Below are 24,215 nucleotides of genomic sequence, written 5' to 3'. Positions count from 1 at the left end.
CCTTAAGTAAGACCAATTAATCGTTTGATATCGGTTGTCCCTTTGTCATTAATAAGTTCCTGTACCTCGGCCATCGCTCGAACAACAAGACTCGAATATTTATCAATTTCTTCGATAGGCACGCCACTTGAAAGCAGCAACCTTTTTATTTCCTCAATATTATATTTATGCCCAAGAAACGCCAACACAGCCCTAAAATCATAAGCAGAAGTTTTGTTGCCAGTCAAATCGATTTCATCACTACAAATATCTATCCCATAATTTTCAGAATCTGCATTGATTACATGCAATGATGCTCTTCTAAAAATACACGGAACGCATCTCCCACAACCTTTTGCATCTCTTCTAATCCAGCTGGACTTGTGACCGCTTTTTCCACAGGAGACTGAATCAGGAATCGCATTTCGTAGTATTTGTTGGTTTTTACATTGGCTAATTGCCTCTCCTTTTGTTTTCTCACCTAATGGATTTAATATTGGGTTAGATATCCCAACGCTTTGAAGAACATGACCCAGCATTCGTAAATAATTCGGATGAGCAGTTCTGGTGCTACAAGTTCCTCTTCGAGACGGTGTAAGTGGTACGTTTAAAGCGATTGTTCCATTCTCCGGTATCATCAATGGAATATCCTCACCGATACTCGCGGCTGCATAGATACCGATTGCAAGAAACAAAATGGAACGACTTCTGAAAGTTGTCTCCTTACCCGATGGATGCTGGCCGGCCCTAATTTGTAATGAATCTATCCTATTAGAGTACTGTGGCCGTAAATGATTGAAAAGATTGCTCTGATCCGTCTTTGGTCCACTTACTTGACCATCATAATGCCCTACTAACAAAATATTTTTCTCTGGGTTGCTCTCCAACCAATCAATAGCGCCAACTAATGAATCTAATCCACCTGAGAATAAGCAAACCATGTCTGCTTGCACATGTGGCAAGACTAGCCTTGGCCGACGTCTTCTTTCAGTTGGTCTATGTAAAGGAGAGCTATTAAGATAAAACTCTATATCCCAAACGTCCCCGGTCAAAAATGACATGCACTTATCTAGATTCTCCTTTGTCATTTGCCACTTCGTCAGCTCATATACAGGGATTTTAAGCTTAATATCACGAGTCCATTTATCCTCTGTTGTTTTTCTTCCAACAAATTTGTCTGTTGCATAAAACACAGAAGCCATAAATAAAAAGTCCAAAACTGTTAAATTTGGGATTCCGCATCTTTGGTATACTGTTTTAAAATCAAAATCGAGATTACAGGTTTCTTCAGTATCAGTATTATGAATGGATACTTTTGCTAGTTCGAGTTTGGTTTTCTCCGTCGCGCTTACCGTTACGTTTATCATGGCTAACCTCCGAACACATCTAGTGTTTTTTCTAACACTTGAACACAAATTGCTTCGCCTTCTTGTCCATTCCAATCGATCTGTGAAATGTCTCTATCAAGGGCTAAGACTGTTATTTCGGATTTAATATAATCCAATATATCATTGAGAAAAGCATCAGCTTGAGCATTACCAACTTTAGAAGCCAATCTTTCGTAAAAGGAGCGACAAAATTGTTGATACACATAGTAACCAAAAAACCTTTCCAACATCTCGGTAAGGTTGTCAGGTTGAGCAGATTCCTCTAATATTTGACCAATACCATCAATCCCCTCAGCCTCACTGAACAACTCATCCATAAGTTGAGAAAGGGCATTTCTAGCATCCACTTGATCAATAGTACTTGCGTCTTCTCCGAAATAGTCAATAAGTGAAAGTATAATATCAGATGTGGTCTTACCTTTTAAATGCTCTAGTCCTGTTTGTTTCAGTGCTTCGTCGAGACCAACACGGTTAACTAATGAAAGAAAAGAACCTAAGTTTCTCGCGACGGCCTGTGCGCTTTTAGCACCCATGCCGCCGTTTCTTGCCACACCTTGCGATCCGCCATTAGCACGAATAAACTGTCCCACTAATTGCTTGGAGTTATCCAAACCTGGACGACCTTCTTTAGCCAACCTTGAGACTTTTCCCTTCAAATCTCCCCACTGAGGGGTTGAAGGGGCATCATAACCTTTAGATGTACCCATTTAAAATTACCTCTTTCCTTCAATAGGTCTTAAAGCTCGACCAATTCGTGTCTCGGTCGATCTCAAGTGATTCATAACAGGTTCAAAATGCTCTTTCAACATAGGTTTACTTCTATTTAAGGCGGTCAAATCACTACCAACCGCTGGTGGAATAGCACCAGCAGGAACATTAAATAATGTGCGAGTAAGACTTTCAATACTTTCTACAACATCCTTCTCAATAAGCCCCCTCAATGCGTCATAACCAACTTTTTGATCTGGATTACGCTGAATATGCTTTTCAATCAGATTCAACAATAAAATACGATCATCTGCGTTTAACTTTAATGCAGACTCAACCGCAGGCCTCATCTTTCCTGCGTTAGAAGAAAGAATATCGTCAAGTATCGTCCTTACAAGTGGCGGAATCATAGATACCCCGGATAAAGTTGAACTCAACTTGTCTCTCGCTACCCAGAAATAATCTCTTAAATCTATCTCACTCAATAACGGTTCCATTGCGATCCAGCGGCGCATAAAAGAAGAAGACCATTGTGAATCAATTTTTTTAGCCTCTTCTTCGTTATCAACATTGCCATCAGGTGGTGCCAAAACCGCTTCAAGCTGCTTTAATTCGCTAGACCTTCCTTCTTGTTTTGCCTGCCATTCGAATAAATCCATAAATTGCTTAGAGTGTCCATATTCAAGAACCATCAATTTTACCAGAACGTCATCCCGGATACTTTGCAATCCTGCAACTTTTGCCAATTCCTTTCTCAGAAAATAGGCATTTAAAAATCGCTTAACTTGCCTTGGATTTCCCTTAAGTCCTTCAGTAATGAGCGGGGCAATGCTGGAACTGAAAATTAAACTCTCGCTTAGCGCAGTTGGAAGTTCGGCCTCTCCAAATGCTTCTTTCACGGCAGCGTAACCGAATACGGAATAACGATTCGCACACCTTTGATCTTCGCAAGCCTTGTGAACCTTTCCAAGTAAGGTTTCATCTTCAATGTCCCTAGCACAGAACAACAGTGCCATATAGCTTTCCACCTCAGCCGGTGACAGCTTAGGCAATCTATATGGAATTTGTATCAACTTCTCTAAGTAATCGGTTACAAGCCTCTCTGATGCCTCAGCAGGGTCCCGCTCATCCTTGAATTTCATTTGAGCATACCTAACCTCAATTGCATGACGCACTATCCGAGGATCAGCTCCTATTATAAATGCAGTTCTCTCAACATTTAAAAACAGCTTAATCGCTTCTAAATTTTCTATTATGCGTTCGTTTGAACACCTGTCTAAATCATCGATTAATACGACTAAGGATTCAATATTTGTATCTTTAAGCAGCTTTTCAAAGTCCTGACGAAAAGTTCGAACATCCATGGCACTTGCTTCGCTCTTATCTTCCTTGATCATTTCCTCCCAATTGATTTCAGATTTTGATTCACTTTCTTCTCCGCCTTCCTCTTCATCATCTTTTTTAGGCAGTATTGAACCCAATATTTTTTTACCAGAGCCCACTAAACTCGGTACAATACTTGCACCGCCCGTTATATATGCTGCCAGAGCAGGCATGCCGATTTCTTTTACACCGAATTTTGCTACACGCATCCAATTAACAGACTTTATTAGCCCAGCGACTTTTTCTTTAACTTTAGGTCCGAATCTCTTGTGTTCCCCAAGCTGTAATAAAATTGAGCTAAGCAGCGCAGACTTGGCATCGTCATATCCTTCAAAAAGCCAACCATTGAAATATAAAACTGCGATTTTTTCATATTTCTCTTTTTCGGGCGAATCCGGAGGATAATTTTCGGAATCTAAATCATGCTCTAACATTTTCATAATACTTGTTTTTCCACTACCCCAGTCCCCAAAAACCCCTAATGTAACAGGTAGTAGCTTGGGATTGGTAACAACTGATCTTATTAAGTCAGCATGTACTTTAAAACCCAACAAGTCTTGCGAAGTTTCATTATCCGCCCACATTGCAGTGCACCTCTTTATTAATTAATATCGAACGTACTCCAAGACATCTCAATAATTCGACATATTCCCTCTTTTTTCCTGCCAATTTGAACGTAGTACATCCATTTAACTCGGTTCTAAGGACCTATACCTCACAGCACATTTCATCACAAGGATTCCTACTTCAATCAGGCATGTCTCTGTGATAATATTGGAAGAGAATGTAATGAATTTGCTGAAAAAGAGTGATTACAATGCAGACCTTTCCTAAAGATATTACTGATGCGATGCGTACCTGTATCTTAGCTATTTTTTGGCCAAAAGAGCAGATCATCGATTTTTTTAAAAATAATGGTTGTACGAATCGTGACTTAAAAACCGTCTTAAGCCAGGGACTAGAAAAAAATCGAGCTGCCATTATTGATGAAGTTTTCGGCCAATTAAATGCACGTGACGATAAAGGAATTGGGCAATTTAGATCAATGCTAGCTTCCATTATTAACTGGGATCATTTTGATCCATATTATTTTAAACAGCTAAACCGTTTAGATGAGGCAGAGGCGAAACGTTGCATAAATCACTTGAAACAAGTTCAAGAGTTACGTGATGCAAAAACTAAAGAATTAAGGAAGCAGGCTGATGAAAGGAGAGCCGCGGCAGCTCCCAAGATCTCATTAGTCGATCTAGAGGCAGAATTTATTAATCTATACCGCGGAAATTCTTCAAATCAAAATAGGGGTTACCAGCTAGAAATCCTTCTAAAGAAGCTATCTGATTTCTCAAATTTGCCTTTTTCAGAGCCCTTTAAGCTTAACGGGGAACAATTAGATGGTTCATTAAAATTGGATGGGGAAAATTACTTAGTAGAAGCAAAATGGCATGATAGTTTGACGGCTAGCGATGCACTTTATCATTTTGCATATAAGGTTGAAGGGAAAATGTACGGACGGGGTTTATTCATTTCTATAAACGGCTACTCACGGGATGCCGTTAAGGCTTTAATTGCCGGAAAATCAATTAAGACAATCCTGATTGACGGCGGTGACCTTTCAATGGTATTCTCCGGAAACATATCATTTTTCGAAATGCTGGATGCAAAAATAAGAGCAGCACAAACAAAAGGTTTAATATATATTGATCCTTTAAACTTTAAGAGCAAGATCGAATAGAAAAAAAGAGATGTTCCGATGGTACAAGGGGAAACGCGAGACATCATCGCCCCCTTTCTTTTTTTCCTATCCCCAGTCCTCCGTAAGATCCAATTCTCTGTTGCAGATATCGCATCGAACCTTGATAACTAGTCCAATGCTTGTTGGAATGAATGTGTAAGAAAACTTTGCTCCTGACACATCTACTGCCTTACATGTGTCCCATTCCCTAATCTTTTCGTCCATTTTTTTAGTGATTTCGAATATCATCCTAATCCCTCTTTAATTTTCATCATCCTTTATAAAACCATCCACCTTCCTGCCCGAACGGTAAATTAAGAACATCATAAAACCAATCGTTATCGATTCGATGGCCCTATTCCAGTCATGGTTCAGTAAAAAACCTGTCCCCAATCCAAGCATTATTATAATTAAAACTTTAAAAATTGGATTCTCAAGCTTATCTAACCACCGATTCATCAACAACCATCCAATCCATGTAAAATTGTGTAGTGCCAAGTTTTCATAAAAACTCATTTGTATCTCTACCCTTTGTCCGTATTTTAGCACAATCTCAGAATAACTACTCATTATTTCGTTAACGATTAAAAAGGAGTTGATCGTTTATCTGGATGCCTACCGATAATTCTGTAAATTTGTCGAAACTGCTATAATAATAGGAAACGACAAAAAGGACAGATTATATGAACAAAGAATGGCTTTTGAACTATTTGAACACCCAAAAAAATCGTACTTTTGATATCCATCGGCTGGAGAAAGCATTTATGTCCGCCGTTGGTATAGATGCCTTTTCCTATAAAAAGTTTGCCAGTTTTGTGCGGGATTTAGAATATGATGGAGAGATTGTACCTGTAAAAAATAAACAAAATATCCACAATGGAAAGGACCCCCACCTCCCTGTGGAATGGCGATTGATAAAAAAACAGATTGAATCGAGGTGGAATATAGGACAGTTTATGACCTTGGCTTCGCTCATTGATTTGTCCTTTTATCAATCCCACCCTGGAGAACAAACTGAAGAAGCCTGGAGTCGCATTTTGGCCGTAGCCGCTTTCCTAGAAAGCCACGGCCCTAAAATTTGGGTTTCCCGGGAAGAACGATCGTACCAGCTGTTCCATGATGAAAAATGGATGGATACCAGCGAGGGGAAAGAATTTTTGCGGCGGATCAAAAAAACTCTTCCTGACCTTTATGCTCGGGTCTATGGTGAGCCTTTTGTGTATTGGCTCCAGCCCCGTATGCTGACAGAGGACGTACGCCGCATCTTGATCGTTGAAAACCGCTCCCTTTTTCACTCATGCAGAAGGGTGCTAGAGGAAAGCGGGAACATATATGGCCTAAGCCCAGAACTCTTGATTTTTGGACGGGGGAAACATATTGTCTCTTCCTTGTCATACTTGGAAGACTTGCGAGTCCCTGTTCCTTTAACAACCATTTGGTATGCAGGAGACTATGACCCTAGCGGCTTTGCTATTTATGATAGTTTGAAACGCTCCTCCCCCGACTATCCTATTCAGCTAGCGATAACGTTATATGAAGAAATGGCTCAGCAAGCCAAATCGCCTGTTCCTGTAAAACCGGGTCAAGTTCAAAACCGAGAACAAGTCGCGCTTTTTTTTGAAGAAGTAAAACCGTATCCACTTATTTTGGATAAGGCCGAACAATCATGGAGCAACCGGGTTCGCTTCCCTCAAGAAGCAATCTCCTACGAAAACATGCAGAAAGGGGGCCTCACATGAACGCTGAAATTTGGGAAGGGTTCCGGGAACGAACCACCATGCTAAACCCCATTTTTATGTTAGGAAAAGGGATGGAAGTCGGGGCCACCTTGGCGCCTTATCTCCCCCAACTGTTGTTGGCAATATTACTGGAGGTCTTTTACCGGGAAATCAAGGATGATGGGAAGCGATCTCGGTCTGATCTCGTTGCCATCGCCAAAACAATCATGGAACATCAAAACTTACCCCATGACGATGACAAAGCCGAACGGTTAATTAGTGGCCTTGTGTCCTACGGAAATCCCAATCTACGGAACCCGTTCAACGCCAAAGTGTTCGACCCATCGAGTGGATTGTTTAGCGATAAACCATTCTTGTATTTGACGATCGATACCGAATACCGAAAACGGGAAGCCATCTATAAATTGACGCAAACTTCTCAAAATATGATCTTTTTAAGTCGAGAGGTCATTTTAGAGTTTTCCATTGAGTTCGAACAGCTTTATACCTTAAAACTGATCCGCAACAATAATTTTCGGTCCGCCCTTCAGTCACTAGATGTATTGATTACGAAAATCAAGCAATTGATCGCACAAGAGTATGATTACCGGAGGCATCTGCACCGCAATCCCAAAATCCTCATGGAACAAGGAACGCAGGCAAGAAAAGAACGACGGAATGAAATTGAGCGTCAGTTTGAAGAATCCAATCAGCGATTTGATAAAATGATTCGGATGCTGGCTAACGTGGATTTGGCCACACCGGAAGCCCGTTTCCACATTCTCGAAATGGAAATGAAAGTCCATGCTACCATGGCTTTATCGGCCAAACTGCATGCAGAACTTTACCAAAATATTGAGTTGGAGCTTTCCATTCGGAAGTACCGTCCGTCGGCCTTTATGAAGCGGCGTAACGTTTCTTTTAAAACCGATATTTGGGAAAATGAGTTGCTGGTAAAAGGAATTCCGGCCAATACAATGGAGAAGTTGCTCTCCCCCTTCTTTTCCCCTCGAGCGCCTTTTATTTATCCAATGGGGTTAGTCTGGAGCGAACAGGAAGTACGTCATCATGATGATGAGATCCAAGAAGAGGATGAGCTCGAAGAACAGTCCTTGGAACCGAAAGAAACCCGAGATTGGTCCGCTTTATGCCGGTATTGGGCCCCGGTAGTCCGTGATTTGATTTACACGGGAGAAGTCAGTTTACGGGACATCCCTGCAAAAGAATGGACTATTGAAGCACTGGAGTTGTGGATGATCTTTAAAACGGATGTGCTGGAAGTCCCTCACCTGTTTACAACCCATCAACCTTATGAGGATGAGCGGATGGAGCTGATTCGGCATCTCATCAACACAGATCCGTTTTTTAGCGAGATTGCAGGAAAAACCATACGGGCTCGTTTTGAACGAGGAGCTCCCCTTCAGTTTTTTGGGGTTCGCATCTCCCCTATCATTATCAGCATCAAAGATCCTGCCGAGGAGGATACTTCCAATGCCATTTACAGCAGAACAACTTCATAAAAGCGCGTCCATTTATTTTTATTTGCTCCGTCATAAAATGGTCGACCGAAATCAAGATTTTCTGGCTCCCTATTTTTCCGAACAAGAAATTCACGAGGCCACGAACATCATTGCCAAACAATCTGGAACTATGATTCTGGAGACACCAACGAAACTCCATTTGGTTGTGGAACCGGAAGGTAGTGTGTACGCCTCTTCTTTTACACAGTTAAAGGACAAGCATTCACGAATTAAAAACAGGGACGAATTGGATTTGCTTCACATCCTCCTCATGGTGCTGCTGTCTGAAATGGATGGGGATTTATTGATTCGTAACGAGCAGGAAATCAGCGGGGTTACCATTCATAAATGGATTGAGCTGGTGGACCAAACCATGGCCCGATGGGAACAAGAGTTGCAGAAACAGCCGGAAATTGAAGCCGAATGGGGCATCGCTATTGTTCAGATTAAGGACATGTGGTTTGCCAAACAGCCGTATGAAGACGGAGTCGGTAAGCCTGTAGCGTCTACGAAAACAAAGTATTCGTATTGCACCTTAGCTGCAAACTTGCTGGTGGAAGAACGGCTTCTTCGAATTATCGAAGATGACGATCAAACCATTCTACTCCCAACCGATGAACTTTATGACCGGCTTGATCTTCTCTATCACGACCATGACCGGTTTAAACAGCTAAAATCCATTATTGATGCAGGGAGGAACCAGGATGCCAGCAATTAATGCCTTGCGTATAACCGGGCCGCGCTATAACAAACAGCTTAAATTTTACTTGAACAGCATGTTCGATTTCAATGCCGACCACACCCTTCTATCCATGATTAACAGCGGCGGAAAGGGCGTATTGCTGCAATTGTTGTTTCAAGTGGTCCTTCCCATGGTCTCTTGGGGCAAGGAGGGGACTTCCACCGTACGCCACTTCTTTTATGATGAGAAGGGAAACTTTAAACCATATCCTTTTTATGTATCTGTCGAATGGGTACTGGATACGACTCCGAAGCGCTATTTAGTTACGGGGATTGCATTTTTTGCAACGAAATCCATGAAAAAAGAAGATAACACCGAAAACGTTGAGGTGGACTATACGACCTTTGTTCGGGAATATGGGGAACACGAACGCTTTACTATTCGTGATTTGTCATATTACGACGAGCAGAACCGCTCAATTATGCCTTATAAAGAGTGGTGCGATCTTCTTCGCTCCGGAGCAGACGAATTCCGATATTTCACAAACTCCTCCAAAGATAAAAGAAGATACAAGGAAACGCTGGCGTCCTACGGCATTTATGCGGATGACTGGGCAGAAATGGTCAAAATGAATCGAAATGAGGCCGGGATTCAGGATTATTTTGAGAAGGTGTTTCCCAATTCACGTACCAATATGGGGTTGTTTAAAGAGCTTTTAATTCCAACGATTGCCGAACGCATGCACAACGATTCGGAAAGCAACACAGATCTGGCCAAATTATTTAAAGATGCAGCTGTTATTGCTGAGCAGCTTCCATTTTTGCGAAACCGGGAAGAAGCACTACATGTGCTTATTGAAATGTGTATTGAGCTGGAACTTGCTGTTTCTGCTTGTGTTACCGCCAAAGAGGATTTGGAGAACACAGAAAGTGAAGGTGTCCAGTTGTTCAGGTCGATTGAGGAGCTTCTCCGCATGACCAAAGCGGATATAGCACAAAAGCAAACCGATCAGAGCGCCTTACAGAAACAAAAAGAAGACTTTACTTGGCAGCAAAGTAATCTAGGCTATGTACGCGCCTTACGGGCGGAACAGCATCAGCTAGAAGTGTGCAAAGAGGCAGAGAATAGAGACAGTGAAGCCAAAGCTGAATTGAAGCGTAAACAGGATACCCATAAAAAAGCTCAGCTCCAAAAACTAAGGAAAATTCAGCACGACTGTTGGCAGATTGTCCAAAACATCAAACTTCAAATGGACGCCATTGAAAACTCTGCCGAAGTGAACGCGAATAAACAAAAGTTGACTGAACTTCGGCAAAAGGCCCTTTCCGAGTGGAACATCCTCCGTCAGGAATTGCAGAATGTTCAAGAACAATATGAAGCGTATAATAATCATCTGACTCAATCTAAAACCGAGCGCGATCAGACCTTGAAGAACCTTAATGACGAACTAATTCAAACAAAGGCAACGATACAAAGTCTGGCAACACAAATCGATGAATTCGAATCCAAAACCTGTCAGATGGAAAACTTACATGGAGTCGCCATTCGTTTAGATCCGGAAGGGATCTTTAAATCTGAACAAACCGAGCTCGAATCCCGGGTTGAGCAAGTGCGGAAGCTATCCTCAAAAATTGAACAGCTATCGCAAGAAAGCACAGAGCTTTTTGGCCGCGTGCAAAAGGAAGAAGAGCAGTTTACTCAAGCTTCCAAAGCAGCATCTCATTTATATGAACAGTACCATAAACAATATCAGAGCGAAGAAACCCTGACCGGTGAGTTGATTCGCGAGCTAAGAGCTGTCCCTTTAGAAGAAGTGCCTGTACCGGAATTTTTACGCGCTCAAAAGGCGGTTTTGAAGGCTAAGATTCAGCACTGGGAACAACGCAAATTGCAGTTTAAAGAAGAGATCTGGACCTTGAATCAGGAGCTAGACTTGGACCTTGGCACCGATGATTCGCCGGTTTGGGTACCTAACGCCAGTCTGCTTCTGGCCAAACAAAAACTCGAGAAGCGTGGCTTCGCGATCATGTTGGGCACAGAATATGTTCATCATTTAGAGATTTCCAAACGAAGAGATATGTTGGCATCATTTCCTCTTCTCCCTTATGCACTGGTGGCGTATAAGAATGAGGATATTCAGAGTATTCTACAGGCAGATTTATTCCAGGACGACGTTCATTTTTCTCCCGTCCCTCTTTATGCTGCTGAACGCCTTGAGGGCAGTGAGACCCATCTGTTTGCGATATCAGCAAACCAGGCTTATGAGCTGTCTGCCGTTCCCGGGGCATGGGATGCACGGAAACAAACCATGATTGTTCGGCTGCAGGACTTGACTGATCAGATGGGGAAGTGCCAAAAGCAAGAAGAGATTCACCGACAACTGTTGGAGAAGGTGAAATCAACTCTCCTTCACACCACCTCTACTCTCCTCTTACAAGAGTATGAGAAGAAAAAAAGCGAGACTCAACATGTGGAATTACGCCTACAGGAAAGCCGGAATCTCTTGCAGGTGAAGGTGGAGTTAGTTGATCAAGCGAAGGAAGAGAAGGAACATTTGGAGTTAGCTGTTCGTGAGCTTCGATCCCGTGTACAAGAGTTGGAGACCTATGTGACGGATTATTGGAGAACCCTGGATCGCATGAATGAAAAGGACCGGCAGGAGAAACAGGAACGGAGTTTGGGAAAACAGTATGATGAAGTAGTCGAACAAGCCAAGAACGTGGGGGATTTGCTATTTAACTGGAGTATAGCTTATTCCAAATGGAACCAAGAAATTCAAGGGAAAATCGAACAAATTCGTTTCTATGTGGACAATGCAGCGCTCCCTTCCGTTTCCAAAACCGAACCATCGGAAGAGCCTCCTCATCTGCACGTTCACAGCGAAAGTCTGCTCCATATCATATCAACCATGAGAAGCATTGACCAGGATATTTCCATGAATAATGCGGAGTTAATCCGTTTGCAGACCGAAATGAAGCGAGCCCTCGATGATTTGCAAAAAGCAAAAGACCATCTCGAAGGTGTTGAACTGAATTGGGATCGTATCCCAGTTCCTATAGAATCGGTCGATTGGCTGGAACGTCGCGAACGTGTCTTGGAAGAGGAAGTCAAAGCAGCCGTTAATGCAGAACGAGCCTATGAAAATGCATTGGGAAAAGCTCAAACCAGTCTGGACCATTTGGTGAAAGACCGACAGAAAGCAGAGAGCAGCGTAAAGAACCCTGATCCTTGGGGAAATGTTGTGATCGAAGCCAAAGAACTGGAAATCGAACGCGGCCTTGCTGCGGTCGAAGCAGAGCTTCAAACCCTTGCAACTCAAATCAAAAATCTTCAAGGTAACGCAAATCGTTTTGAGTTAATGCACAACAGATTGGAAGCATACCTGGATAAGGATGACGTTCAAGCAGAGGTTTCACTAGATTTTTCTTTACTGGATAAAATCAGGCAAGATCCTAATATCATCTCTTCCTGGAATGATTCCCGGAAGAAGAAAGAAGACGTGTATAAATCGGTTATGAAAAAGGCCGATGAGATTTGCAAAAAACATCTGTCAGTTATTGAGGGATCTTCGTGGGACGAGTATTTAAAAGAAGTCATGGTCGGCCAATATCGCCTGCTAAGAGACTCGGAGCCTGAAGAAAAGTTGGAAATCTTGAAAGAAAACCGAAATTACGCCCTCTTTGAGTTGGAAAAACAAAAAGACGATATCGGGATTGCGGAAGAGGCACGTAGAAACTGGGGAAAACATGCCTCTAAGTTTTGTATTTCGATTATCAAAGGGTTACGGGAGATGACCCAGCGAATGTCCATTCGAAATAGAGGGAACCACAAATTCGATCTCCTGCGCCTTCGGCATGCGGAACGACTGCCGAAGCTAGTCGAAGATATCGAAATCTATATGTTCGAGTTTTTTGATAATGTCTTAAAAGAACTCTTAAGAACCCATTCAGCCATTGAGGGGATTGATATGGGGATCATCAAGAAAAAAATTAATCCAAGCGACTTGGTATTCGCGGCTCTTCATAATCAATTTCCAATCTTGGAAATCTACAATCTGAATACGGACAATACCTTTTTGACGGAACAGCCATTGAGCCACTATTTTACGGAATGGGAAACGATGAATACGGGATCACATACAGAGACTGCCGGTAGCGGTGGCCAATTGGTTGCGGCCCGGACGCTGGTCATGATGATGCTGTTAACCTTCAAACGTAAGAGCACCGATCAGCGGTATTCGGTCCTCATATCGGATAACCCGTTCGCCAATGCCATATCGCCCCACGTAGTGGACCCGATATTTGTCATTGCGGATTTGTTAAAATTCCAGTGGCTGGTTGTCACTCCTCCGGAACTGGTTAAGCTCGGCATTTCTCAAAAGTTCCCTGTCTACTGTTCCCTGGACCTACAGAAACAAAAGAGCGGCAAAGATGCCGTCACCCATCACGTCCATCACGGATTCAGAAAGTTGGAGCAAGCGCCGCGGCTTATATAATAGTAATAAATGATGGCGAATATGAACGTTTTAAAAAGAAATAGACGTGGCCTAGATATTTGGGGAGCACTTCATAACGGAACAGGTTACTTGTTGAATCGAGCTCTCTCCATCACAATCGGTGCATGATTTGTATATGGCGTTACGAAACTTTAATCGAAATGTAACTTCTGGCACCGCCGTTAACCATATCTGGATAAGGCGGTGCTTCCCGTTTTGGAACGCATGTATCAGCAGGAAATAAAGTATTAGACTTGTGAACGATTCATTGGCAGCAGTTGGCTGATTGCCGTGTTGGTGAGTCAACGGGCCAACTCCAGCACAAGCCGCGTCTGCTTGGCCAGAGACTACGAAATGTTCCGTCACCGAATCAGTTGTTCCAGTATCTCACCTTGTTTATCGCTAATGAAGATTTCACTTACCTTTAGTCCTATTGCCATGGGAAACATCCTAACGATTTTTGATTCATTGTGTACCACATCTATTGGCAAGATTGGCCTATTTCGTTGAGGTTTACGTATTCTAGAACTAGTGAGGTACTAGACACTAAAAAGAAAGCTAAATACCTGTTGACTTTACAAGGTTATTTGGGGAAAAATTTGCAGTGATTTTGGTATCGAAAGCTTCTAAACATTGTTCCCATGCCTTAAATTCTCCAACCTTTCTCAATCCTCCAATATATCGATTACGTACAAGTTCCATAAGATTAGAGGAATGCAGAGATAAGACACCACAATTTTTGAGGATTGGTAACAAATATAGCTTGTTGACATCGATGCGAACACAATGCCATGACTTGCTAATGATTCCGTTTCTCTTCATCGTGTCACAATAAGTGTGTGCGGGATCATTAGCTCCTTGTAGGAACGCCTGTTCAAGCTCTGATGCCAAAGTATACTCAATCGCTCGCATTGTAATAGGCGGATAATCCTCCCATGGGTGAATCCCGACCCCAATCCCAGAATCACTTTTAAGTTCTTCGGAGATAAGTTTATAAAACAGCTTTATTCCGGCCTGCTTTAAAAGATCGGGCGTGTTTTCAGCCGTATATGTACTAAAGGACTGGTATAGCCTTGACAATGAATCTTTACGTTCAATCTTTACGGCATTATCGATCCTGTACCCGTCCTGAGATTTTACACGAGCATGGTTTTTACTTTTAAATGTTTGGAAGTAATCAGGTTTCGTTAGATCGCTTGCCAAGCGTGGAATTTGCGATAAAACGTTTGTTAAGAAGTTGAGAAAACTGTTGCAAATGCCCTCTTCGGTAAGCTGTTCGGCTCCCGTGATCGCTTCCTTAAGTGAGTCTTGCAGTTCTTTGTTAATCAACTCCAACCCCTCACCTTTGAAAGAACGGTTGATGACCTCCTTGAGCCTTTGCCTGAACGCTTCTTCTGCGAAATTTATTCTCCTATCCTTCATTCCTGGAATTCCTAACACGGACTTCGAGGGATGAAGAATATTCATTGAAGTATCAATAATGCTTTTCCTAAGTGGTGCGAACTCCGCTTCGAAGCTTTGCATAGCTGTTTCAGCTTCCCGCTGCATATCTGCATATTCTTCCTCATCATCGCACGGTTTTTTCAGGTTATATAGAAAGCATGCATCGCCGGCAGCTACTAATGGGGCAATACCTTCTACAATTTTTTTGAATCCCGCTCGCGCGGTTTCACCACCGCTGTCGGTTAAGACGAGCATGACAAGATGTGCTTCTGCTATTTGCACCAGTTCATAAGAATCTGACACGCCCGGCGTATCGGTGATAATCAAGTAGGATAATTTGTTTTCATTCAAGATTTCTGCCGCTAGTTGGCTTGGCTGAACAAAAATTTCAATATATTCAGAGGGTGAAATTTCTGCGCCTGACTCGCGTTTTTGTTTTAAGTACGCATTGATTTCGGTCACAAAATTAATTAGGCTTTTTTCATCTATTCGCGAATATTGCCTCTCTTCTTCATTTTCTGTATTGAACTGAGCATACGGCTCCATTATTTTTGACGAAACGATGATTTTTACCGCGCACTGCGTGAAGTCGTCACCAGCCCCACTGAACGCGCGACGAAGGACAAAGCACTCATGTTCTGCCACAAACACAGAAGAAGAATAACTCTTTCCTGTCCTTGGGAGTCCAACGATAGCTATAGACTTATGATCCCCAGCTTCAATCGGAACTGTATTCCTGATTGGAATACGGTTGTGCTTCACACCCCACTCTTGGATTTCCAATAAATCAAAAATCGGCCCGGACTCAAGTCTCTTTATCGGAACGGGGAAATCTATGTAACGATTTTGCAAATTTACTACCGCTGAAGAGCTTACTCCGAACAAATCTCCTATTTCCTTTGTCCCAACAATGTTCTCAGAATTAATAATTGCCATATGCCACCCTCCAATTTTTAATTTTAATCACAATTTATATTTATTTTTGTGAACGTTGTTCACAAAATCACTGTATAATAATGCCAAGAGATTGTCAATGCCTTAATCTGTGACGAGGATTGCAACCTTTGATTCGTAAGTATTTTCCTGAGAGGGGACTAGATAGCGTTATTTCGGCATCGCCACTTCGATGCAAGAGCCCACGCCGCCTACATCGTTTGGTCAAGAAGGAGCCCTCTCATCGGTACAGACAGGTAGGCATGCTGCTGAGAGCGGTACTAGCTATGTACGGCTTCAGTTGCAATTGATCGCTCTGCAACAGTGCTTCTGCGGGCTGCTGATCGAAACCGGTTAATTCAATTTGACGGCAAATGCCTCATTCAAGCACCGCCGAAACGCTTGCAGCCATGCGATGAACGACAAAAAAGAAGCCGTAGTCTTCGCTCCAGATTCATCACGAGGAACTGCAAGCTAATGACGATCTAGCTCGTCGTCTGAAGGCGTGCTCGAATACGAGCAAGCCCATAGTAACGCTTGCTTTAGTTCATTAGTCTTTCGTATGTATATGACTTTTCTCCAAGATTCAATGGTATCAGCCATAAAAAATAAAAATGAAGCTGTCCCAAAAGGGTGCATTCTGATGAGCCAGTCCCAAAATCGGAACGAAAAAACCTCCAAAACCACTATATAAGTAGGGATGGAGGTTATCATTTTGCTTATAATCGAACTTCAGTGGGGGCTGAAAAATCACAAAAATGCTTTTGGGACACTCTCTTTAGCTTTTTTCTTGTAGGTGGTTTGCAAAAACAGCATGTTAGTCTAATACTTTATTTTCATCTAACAGCATGTATAATTAGTAATCAGGTCAGGGCAACCTAACGTTCATCTTTAATAAGATCCAAATAATCCCTAACGACCTCATGTAACTCCTCAATTGGACCAATCTCTCTGTTCTTATATGCGTGAATAGCATTACGGCGTTGGTAACCCATTGATTACGTTCATCCCGTTCAACGTCCATCCAAATCTTTTCCTTGAAGAAGATTATAGGTTTGTCGAATTTAGCTCCATCAGGATCGACTACTTTGCCTTTGCACATAATTGCTTTCTTATCTACTCGTAATCAGTCAGATATACGGAGAGAAAAAGCTTCATCGTGTTTTCGAATGCAAGGTATGTGAAAATGATACTTGGCAGTCCAACAGTAATAAAGGGATTGGGAATAAACTTCATCCTAGAATTTGATATAGCCTCAGTGATGAATTCGATCACGTACTGTACAGGTTCACCATTCTTTTCTCTCTTGATAGCTACTCTGGCGGCTTTCAAACATCGTCATCTTGGTTACTCATTAAAGATTAGTCAAACTGATAATGCAAAACTATATCGCGGCTCAGCCCTATAATTAAATTGGTAAATCAAAACTTCTGGCCACATATTAGGGTTTATACTCCTTCCTAGTTCAATTGCTAGTCCAGCTGGACCACTATATAGCAGATGAATTTTCTTATAACCATTTCTCCTGATTAACTCTTCTGTTTTTTCCTTAAAAATCTTTTGTACTTCCTTGACTTGGTCTCTATACAAAATCCTTTTAACATGTGGATTTTCGATATTAATAATCAATTGATCGGCTTCTGATGCTATATTCTCCACATCTTCTTGAGTAATCACCCCACTTATTGCTATTGCCACCACTAATTGTTTTGAATTACCGATGCTAAGTTGCATTGATGGGTTTATTGGTTCAAGCATTTGGCCTTCTGGCAATTTACTAACCCATAATTCCGAGTCACGTTCATATTGATAAATCGTGAATGGTATGGTATCAGACAATAAAATGCCCAAATGAATTAATAAAGGTATCGGAGATAACGCGAAAACTTCTGCAACTTCATATTCTCCCTTTTTGATGCACTCAACGAATTTTTTATAGAGTTTTTTGTTATCATCTTTTCCTTCAGCCCATCCTTCAGGGGAGAAATCATTGAATTCGTCCTGATTTTCCACAGCCTGCAATATAATATTTGGAGTCTGTTCTAATTGAGGAATAGTCGCCATTGGAGGACCTAAACGTTTATGAACAATCGCCAGGCTTTTCCTTTTCTCATCAGTCCATGATCTTACCCATGCCTCATGATTAGCCTTCATCTCAAACAGCTTGTCCGGTGGAAATTGTTCCTTGGTATGATCATCGTCGATAAGTTTTGAATGATCATAACACATCAGCATTAAATTCCTTACATCTTCCAAGGTATCATCAGTAAATCCGTATTGTTGCGCAAATTCATATCTTGGGCCTTTATGGCCTATAATATGGGCTATTATTCCGACGTTAGTTAATTTCCCGTCTGTGTTTGCAACCAGCCGCTTGTTACACCCTTCAAATGTGCAGATCCCCCCAGAAACCATCCATAAATGTAATAGTTCTGCTCTAGTTAACTCCCTTCGCTTTTTTTCACTTTGATTTTTCTGTCTTCTGGCCATTTTTGTCCCCCCTATGCATCAATTTTTGATGCGGCAACTAATTCGATCCTGATTGCTCCATTATTATTAGTACCTTGCCATATTTTCATTTGGGAAGTTCCTAATATGATAAAAAAAAGCACACTTATATTTTGTGTAGGAAACTTTAACAATCTTCTCCACGTTTGAAAATCAATATGCGAAGGATAGGGAGATGGTTCAGGATGTGTATGCCATTCCCCCAAATAAAAGCAAGTATTTTTACTTTCCCCCCACTTTTTATCGAAGAAATCCTGGTGTCCATTAGGATGTCTATAAAAATGATTCCTACGCCGATGATCAGTAGGCATTGGACTTGATACATCATCAATAATAAAGTTATTGCTTTCATCCAAAACTCTCCCCACCAATATACCTCCTGCTTCACAAGAATTTTTCTCAAGTTGAATAAACGACTTCATTACTTGATAAGAATTCAATGTAATTTTTAAGAAGTGGTTTGAAGGAAGCTGGTACTGGTGGTCTAACATAAAAATTCATGACTCCTTTGCTGAACATACCGGACATTTAGGGTCAATAAACATAGAACGCCGTTCCATAAGCTCCCCATCAGTCATAGAGTATCGCTCACTAAGTTTAAAACCTTGATCTAAGAATGTATCCGCTTCACCTTTCCACGAGAATACTTCATTTCCTTGTATTTTCGCCCGAAACACATTACTTACGGACCGAAGCACCAATATTGCAGTTTGTTCACTATCCAGAAAACTATAGGGAGTAAAGTATGATCCGCACCCATTTAAGGTTTTTGAAAATGATTGATAAGGTGCAGCGAAAGAAGATAAATTTCTAATTGCCTCACCTTCAGAGATACGCCTGAATAGACATTGGTAGCAACCTTTTTTTTGATGATTAAGAGTCACTAGAACATGTCCACCAATGCCTAGAGGCTCAACCCATGCGTACAGTACTGGTGGAGCATTATGAATCTTATGAAAAACACGGTTAATCATCATTTCAATATTGGGTGAACCTAAACAAATGATAACTATGTCGGTCTGAGCCCAATCAATTAACCCCTTCTCAATGACATTACGAATATCGTTAAACATCGGCTTAACAGTAGTCAAAGGATATTTGCTTTCTATCTCATCTTTCAAGGCAGCCACTTTTGAAAGTTCATATTTTTTTGATTTATCAGCATCTGAATATATATTATTTACGCCGAGCTCATGTCGATAAACATTTTCAATAGACAATAGTTCTTTGTCTATAAGCGTGATTTCCCCAAACCCAAGTTTAGCCAATCCCATTCCCACAACACTACCAACAGAACCGACACCTATTACAACTGCATGTTTTTTTGATAACTCTGTATCTCCACCGGTTCTGGTTAAAAGAAAATTTTTATTATGACGTTCAATATCAAAATGATATAATTTAATTTCGTTGGGTTTCCGTATTAATGGATGCAGATCGACACGAGCTTTTGAATTTCTAACCATTCCTTTTGGATAACTTAACACAATACCAATGAGAGATCTTTTTTTATTTTCAATCGGCATTGAAATTACAAAAAAATCCATGGTTGAATTACTTTTAGGAGTCCGTTTTAAATATCGAAGTAAAGCTTCCTTATTCTCTTTAGATATATTTGAAAATAAGTTATTATAAAAAGTATCGTAATCCCAGTTTTCCCCGGGTTTAGGTGGCATAAAAAAAGTTCCCGTTAGCAGTGGGACAAATAAGCAACGCCTTCTTATGTCGCTTTTGCCTAGCTCGTAATTATAAAGTTTTTGAATATAAGAAGTCGGATCAAATGACTTTTCGTTTATAAAAAAATAATAGTTATCCTCAAAAGACAGCCAATTAAAATCTAACTCTCTCACCGAGTCATTCTCTTCATTAATGATACAATGTGCCGTAACCGCACTACTTCTGCCCCAGTACACTTCAAACTCTTCTAGAAATTCTTCTTTAACATCACCCGACAAGTTCTTTTCCAATACTTTTATTACCTTTTTCAGACAATCTAAAACAATGGCCCCTGGATATTCTTCATCAAGTACTAAGTTCTCATTTCTTGTAAAACAAATAAACCCATCTTTCTCTATATGTGGGGCAAAACCGAATTGCTTATTAGAATCGAAAAACATAGGCAATTGTGAAGGGAAATCGGGGGGAAGACCGACCACAAGTGTAGTCGGTCCTTCCAAAATCTCAACTTGAATTCGAAATGCAGTTGCAACTTTCCGATACGATTCCAGATGTTCTTCTGGAATAAGCGTGATCTCTTCAACCAATTCGCGACCATACTCTTTAATGTATTGAATTGTCTCGCTGAGCATGTCAATGTCCTGTTCTAATGTATTCCTCATGCTGACTCCGAACTGGGTATAACAGCTGGTGCAGAAGCTTTTTTACCCGTATCATCCTTTGAAGGAACCGGGAAAGAATCTCCAAATTGTTTCTTAAGTATTTTAGCAGCTTCTGATGGGTCAACCTCAGCTTTTGCTGCCTCTAATGCTTCTAGAAGTTTTTCAAGCTTATCTTTAAACACTTTCAATTGTTTTAAAGTCATTTTTTCCAAAAGATTAGGATATGGTGATACTGGTAAACTAACTGTCACAAACGGATAAGGAACCCACTCGCCGTTCTCCAATTCATACTTTGTAGTAAATTGCGATATAAAAGATGATATTACATGAATGATTGCGTCCAAGTCACGATACTCTTTTTTTCCAGAAAACAAGTCCACAACCTCGGTTTTAATCTGAATGTTATGATACACAATTGACGTCAGAGCAATTCCCGTTGGTTTACCATTGGCTGTATCACTGAACTGAACATCTTTCCACCTTTTTAAATAACGAATTATTCGGCGAAACTGCTTTCGGTCATCTGAATTTGGGAATCGATTACGAATTTCTTTAATTAAATCTTTTGGATTTGATTCATCCCATTTTTGATTTTCAATTGGGGTACTGAGTTTTCCTTTTGCCAAGTATACTTTGTCATCACTATTGTTAGCTGCATAAACAGTAACATCTACATGATACCCAGCCGCGTATGTCACAGTAACACATGGCGTTTTCATCGTAACGTCATTTGTATGACCTACAAGTGCATCATAGACCCATTTTTTCGCTTCGACAGGCGACCCAACGTCATCCTTCGACATATCAAAAAATAACCCTAGATCAATATCGTACTTACCTTCTACCAAAGGCTTTATTCCAGTTTTCATCGCGTAACTTCCCTGGTTAAAATGAGAATACGATTTGGCATCCTTTGGCATCTTAGATTCGAGTCTTTCAATTATAATGTCGCGCTTTTCTTTTAAGATACTGTCTTCATCACTTAATTTAATATTGTCATGAAATTCTTCAAATTGTTTTTGGCAATGTGACAAACAGATTCCTCCTAATTATTTGTGAAATAAATGTGAACAAGCAGGAATTCGCAAATAATTGAAGAAATAAATAGTGTCAAATATCAACTTCTTATTATCTGCATATGATTTTCCTGAGAATCAATAGAAGCTCCTTTCCGGCCTCTCTTTGCGAATTGATCGCAAAATCAGGTCTATTTCTATTATAATTGGTTAATTTTGAAAGATCAATAAACAGTCCAACATATGTTCCCATTGCAGATACTCTCGACCTGTATCAAGTCTCTTACCTTAGTTCCCACTTTTCTCAACGGAAAAAGCCCTAGTCTATTATTTCATTTAGGCACATACCTCAATGACAAATACGACTGGGCTTATGAAGATCTAGGAATTTATTTTTTTCTTTGAAAACGCAACAACTTTAAATTTGTATAATCAAGCAACTCATCTTTGGCAATTTGCTCAAGTTTTCGGTAATTTTCCAACAAAAAAAGCTCATCATTTTTCAAGCCGACGCGTAGTTCTGCTTCTCGGTTTATAATCAACCAATTCATATCAACCAAATACATATCACTCAACAAAACTAACACATCAAATGATGGCTTAGCTTTTCCCGACTCAATTTCGCTAAGTGTTCCTTGAGAGATATCCAAGCTTTGTGCAAATTCGATTTGCGTTAATTTATGTTGTTTTCTTATTGATTTTATTCTTTCTCCAACAGAAGGGAAATTATCCACCATTACTCCACCTTAAGCGGTTATATTGATAAAACAAAAGCATACTTCCGTCCGATTTCGGACAAAAATATGCATTAGTCTTTTAAGTATGGAGCCGAGGGGATTTGAACCCCTGTCCGAAGATAACGCCACATAAGTTTCTACGAGTGTAGTCACAGTTTTAATGTCACCCGAGCAGCGCCCCGTAACCGGCTCTGCGTTGGGTCAGCCTGATTATCTTCTTCCGTCGACCCCAGGCGGAGACCGAACGGCGTATCCCACTATAGTTGAGCCCCTCTCCCAGTCACATGGGCGATGCTGAGGAGGAGCACGCTAACAGGTTATTAAGCTGCTAAAGCGTAAGGTTGTTGTTGTTTGCCGTTTAATAGGCTTTAGCGTTGATGAAGTGGACGCGTCCCCACTACTCGCTACTCATGCTCGAACTATCCCCGTCGAATCCATAAACGGCCCCGAGCAAAAGAAATTAAATATTAAAGCAAATGTTTGCCGCGAGTTTATTAAAGCATATGCTTGCCGCGGCGGCAAAGCTTTGGTTTAACTCTCAAAGCTCCTTTTCGTTTTTGTGGATTTACCATATGGAGGCGAGGGGAGTCGAACCCCTGTCCGAAGGCAACGCCACATAGGTTTCTACGGGTGTAGTGACAGTTTTGATGTCACCCTAGAGACTCCCTGTCACCGGATTCCCTTCGGGTCAGCCTGATTATCTTCTTCCGTTGACCCCAGGCGGAGACCAGACGGCGTATCCCACTAAAGTTGGGCCCTATTCCCGGCACATGGGCGATGCAGGGATAGAGCTAGCTCACAGGTTATTAAGCTGCGAAAGCTAAGTTGTTGTTTTGTTTGCCGTTTAATTGGCTTTAGCGTTGATGAAGTGGACGCGTCCCCACTACCCGCTACCCATGCTCGATCTACCCCCGTCGAATCCAAAAACGCCCCCGAAATAAAAGGGTGTTGGATCAAGGTGCAGCCTGCAAGGGCCTGCTGTTGTTCGTTATCACCATTCCTTCTCCATAATAAGGAACGTGATCATCTCTTACATCAATTAGTATACCATGTTTGCGCTTCTCGATGTTTATGGACTTGATGGAAACGCTGGGAACTTCGCCTTAGCCGACCAAACTTACCTTGCGACCTTCTGCTTCTCGCGCAGCGCCCGTTGAATATCACGCTGAGCATCACGCTTCGCGGCCGTGTCGCGCTTGTCGTATTGCTTCTTCCCTTTGCCCAGGCCTAGCAGCAGCTTCGCATATCCGTTACGGATGTAAATCTTGAGCGGTACGATCGAGTACCCCTCTTGCTTGGACAAGCCCAGCAGCTTGTTGATTTGCACCTTATGCATCAGCAGCTTGCGCGTCCGTGTCGGGTCCAGCGGATTGAACCGGTTCCCCTGTTCGAACGGGCTGATATGCATGTTGTGGATATGGATCTCGCCGTTCCGGATCGTTGCGAACGCATCCCCGATATTCACCCGGGCGTTCCGAATCGACTTGATCTCCGTGCCGGTGAGCACCATGCCCGCTTCGTAGGTATCTTCGATGAAATAGTCATGGGAAGCTTTTTTGTTCTGCGCCAGCACTTTACCGTCACTTTTCTTGCCCATGTTCTCACTCTCCTCTGAAGCCCCACAGGGCAGTTTA

16 protein-coding genes and 2 other RNA genes are annotated in these 24,215 nt (G+C 41.6%); 5 read left to right on the top strand and 13 right to left on the bottom strand.

All coding sequences use genetic code 11. The features are described from left to right. Positions 1-2 precede the first annotated feature (2 nt). From qatC to M0651_RS13905, 3 genes are read right to left on the bottom strand one after another with little or no spacing between them, the layout of a single operon-like run. Positions 3-1,346, bottom strand: a complete 1,344-nt coding sequence (qatC, locus tag M0651_RS13915) for a Qat anti-phage system QueC-like protein QatC (RefSeq protein WP_248552349.1) — start codon at positions 1,344-1,346, stop codon at positions 3-5. A 2-nt stretch (positions 1,347-1,348) separates the two neighbouring features. Continuing rightward, positions 1,349-2,074 carry a Qat anti-phage system associated protein QatB gene (locus M0651_RS13910; protein ID WP_248552348.1) on the bottom strand — a complete coding sequence of 242 codons (726 nt, stop codon included), beginning with the start codon at positions 2,072-2,074 and terminating at the stop codon, positions 1,349-1,351. A 6-nt stretch (positions 2,075-2,080) separates the two neighbouring features. Next, the gene (locus M0651_RS13905; RefSeq protein ID WP_248552347.1) at positions 2,081-4,042 is read right to left on the bottom strand and encodes a KAP family P-loop NTPase fold protein; all 1,962 of its coding nucleotides are present in this window, start codon (positions 4,040-4,042) and stop codon (positions 2,081-2,083) included. 233 nt (positions 4,043-4,275) lie between these two features. Here M0651_RS13905 and M0651_RS13900 point away from each other — a divergent pair, with 233 nt between their 5' ends. After that, positions 4,276-5,190: a restriction endonuclease gene (locus tag M0651_RS13900; RefSeq protein WP_248552346.1), complete on the top strand. Its 915-nt coding sequence runs from the start codon at positions 4,276-4,278 to the stop codon at positions 5,188-5,190. A gap of 261 nt (positions 5,191-5,451) precedes the next feature. On the opposite strand, the gene M0651_RS13895 is transcribed toward M0651_RS13900, so the two are convergent. Further along, on the bottom strand, positions 5,452-5,706 hold the full coding sequence (locus M0651_RS13895) for a hypothetical protein (RefSeq protein WP_248552345.1): 255 nt from the start codon (positions 5,704-5,706) through the stop codon (positions 5,452-5,454). A gap of 167 nt (positions 5,707-5,873) precedes the next feature. Between M0651_RS13895 and M0651_RS13890 the strand changes: the two genes are divergently transcribed. From M0651_RS13890 to M0651_RS13875, 4 genes are read left to right on the top strand one after another with little or no spacing between them, the layout of a single operon-like run. Beyond that, positions 5,874-6,929, top strand: coding sequence for a Wadjet anti-phage system protein JetD domain-containing protein (locus M0651_RS13890; protein ID WP_248552344.1), 1,056 nt, complete (start codon positions 5,874-5,876; stop codon positions 6,927-6,929). Next, a complete protein-coding gene (locus tag M0651_RS13885) occupies positions 6,926-8,428 on the top strand; it encodes a hypothetical protein (protein WP_248552343.1) in 1,503 nt (500 codons plus the stop codon). Before M0651_RS13890 ends, M0651_RS13885 begins: the two co-directional genes overlap by 4 nt. Further along, positions 8,400-9,146, top strand: a complete 747-nt coding sequence (locus M0651_RS13880) for a DUF6063 family protein (protein WP_248552342.1) — start codon at positions 8,400-8,402, stop codon at positions 9,144-9,146. Before M0651_RS13885 ends, M0651_RS13880 begins: the two co-directional genes overlap by 29 nt. Next, positions 9,133-13,605, top strand: a complete 4,473-nt coding sequence (locus tag M0651_RS13875; protein ID WP_248552341.1) for a CCDC158 family protein — start codon at positions 9,133-9,135, stop codon at positions 13,603-13,605. The genes M0651_RS13880 and M0651_RS13875 overlap by 14 nt, the downstream gene beginning before the upstream one ends. A 558-nt stretch (positions 13,606-14,163) precedes the next feature. Here the strand turns inward: M0651_RS13875 and M0651_RS13870 are convergent. The 9 genes from M0651_RS13870 to smpB all read right to left on the bottom strand — a co-directional run bounded on the left by M0651_RS13870 (position 14,164) and on the right by smpB (position 24,178). After that, a complete protein-coding gene (locus tag M0651_RS13870) occupies positions 14,164-15,984 on the bottom strand; it encodes a hypothetical protein (protein WP_248552340.1) in 1,821 nt (606 codons plus the stop codon). A gap of 1,362 nt (positions 15,985-17,346) precedes the next feature. Further along, complete coding sequence (locus M0651_RS13860; protein WP_248552339.1) at positions 17,347-18,471, bottom strand: SAVED domain-containing protein; 1,125 nt, start codon at positions 18,469-18,471, stop codon at positions 17,347-17,349. 11 nt (positions 18,472-18,482) lie between these two features. Further along, positions 18,483-18,980: a Mov34/MPN/PAD-1 family protein gene (locus M0651_RS13855; RefSeq protein ID WP_248552338.1), complete on the bottom strand. Its 498-nt coding sequence runs from the start codon at positions 18,978-18,980 to the stop codon at positions 18,483-18,485. Between the two features lie 6 nt (positions 18,981-18,986). Continuing rightward, the gene (locus M0651_RS13850; RefSeq protein WP_248552337.1) at positions 18,987-20,828 is read right to left on the bottom strand and encodes a ThiF family adenylyltransferase; all 1,842 of its coding nucleotides are present in this window, start codon (positions 20,826-20,828) and stop codon (positions 18,987-18,989) included. Then, positions 20,825-21,862, bottom strand: coding sequence for a nucleotidyltransferase domain-containing protein (locus M0651_RS13845; RefSeq protein WP_248552336.1), 1,038 nt, complete (start codon positions 21,860-21,862; stop codon positions 20,825-20,827). The genes M0651_RS13850 and M0651_RS13845 overlap by 4 nt, the downstream gene beginning before the upstream one ends. A gap of 371 nt (positions 21,863-22,233) precedes the next feature. Beyond that, positions 22,234-22,581 carry a helix-turn-helix domain-containing protein gene (locus M0651_RS13840; RefSeq protein WP_248552335.1) on the bottom strand — a complete coding sequence of 116 codons (348 nt, stop codon included), beginning with the start codon at positions 22,579-22,581 and terminating at the stop codon, positions 22,234-22,236. 83 nt (positions 22,582-22,664) lie between these two features. Then, positions 22,665-23,029, bottom strand: a transfer-messenger RNA (tmRNA) gene (ssrA, locus tag M0651_RS13835). Between the two features lie 122 nt (positions 23,030-23,151). Further along, positions 23,152-23,515, bottom strand: a transfer-messenger RNA (tmRNA) gene (gene ssrA, locus M0651_RS13830). Between the two features lie 183 nt (positions 23,516-23,698). After that, positions 23,699-24,178, bottom strand: a complete 480-nt coding sequence (gene smpB / locus M0651_RS13825) for an SsrA-binding protein SmpB (protein WP_155606970.1) — start codon at positions 24,176-24,178, stop codon at positions 23,699-23,701. Between the last annotated feature and the right edge of the window lie 37 nt (positions 24,179-24,215).

This window comes from Paenibacillus mellifer, assembly GCF_023195895.1.
In the GTDB taxonomy this organism is placed as follows: Bacteria; Bacillota; Bacilli; order Paenibacillales; family Paenibacillaceae; genus Fontibacillus; species Fontibacillus mellifer.
This window is presented reverse-complemented; position numbering and strand designations above follow the sequence as displayed.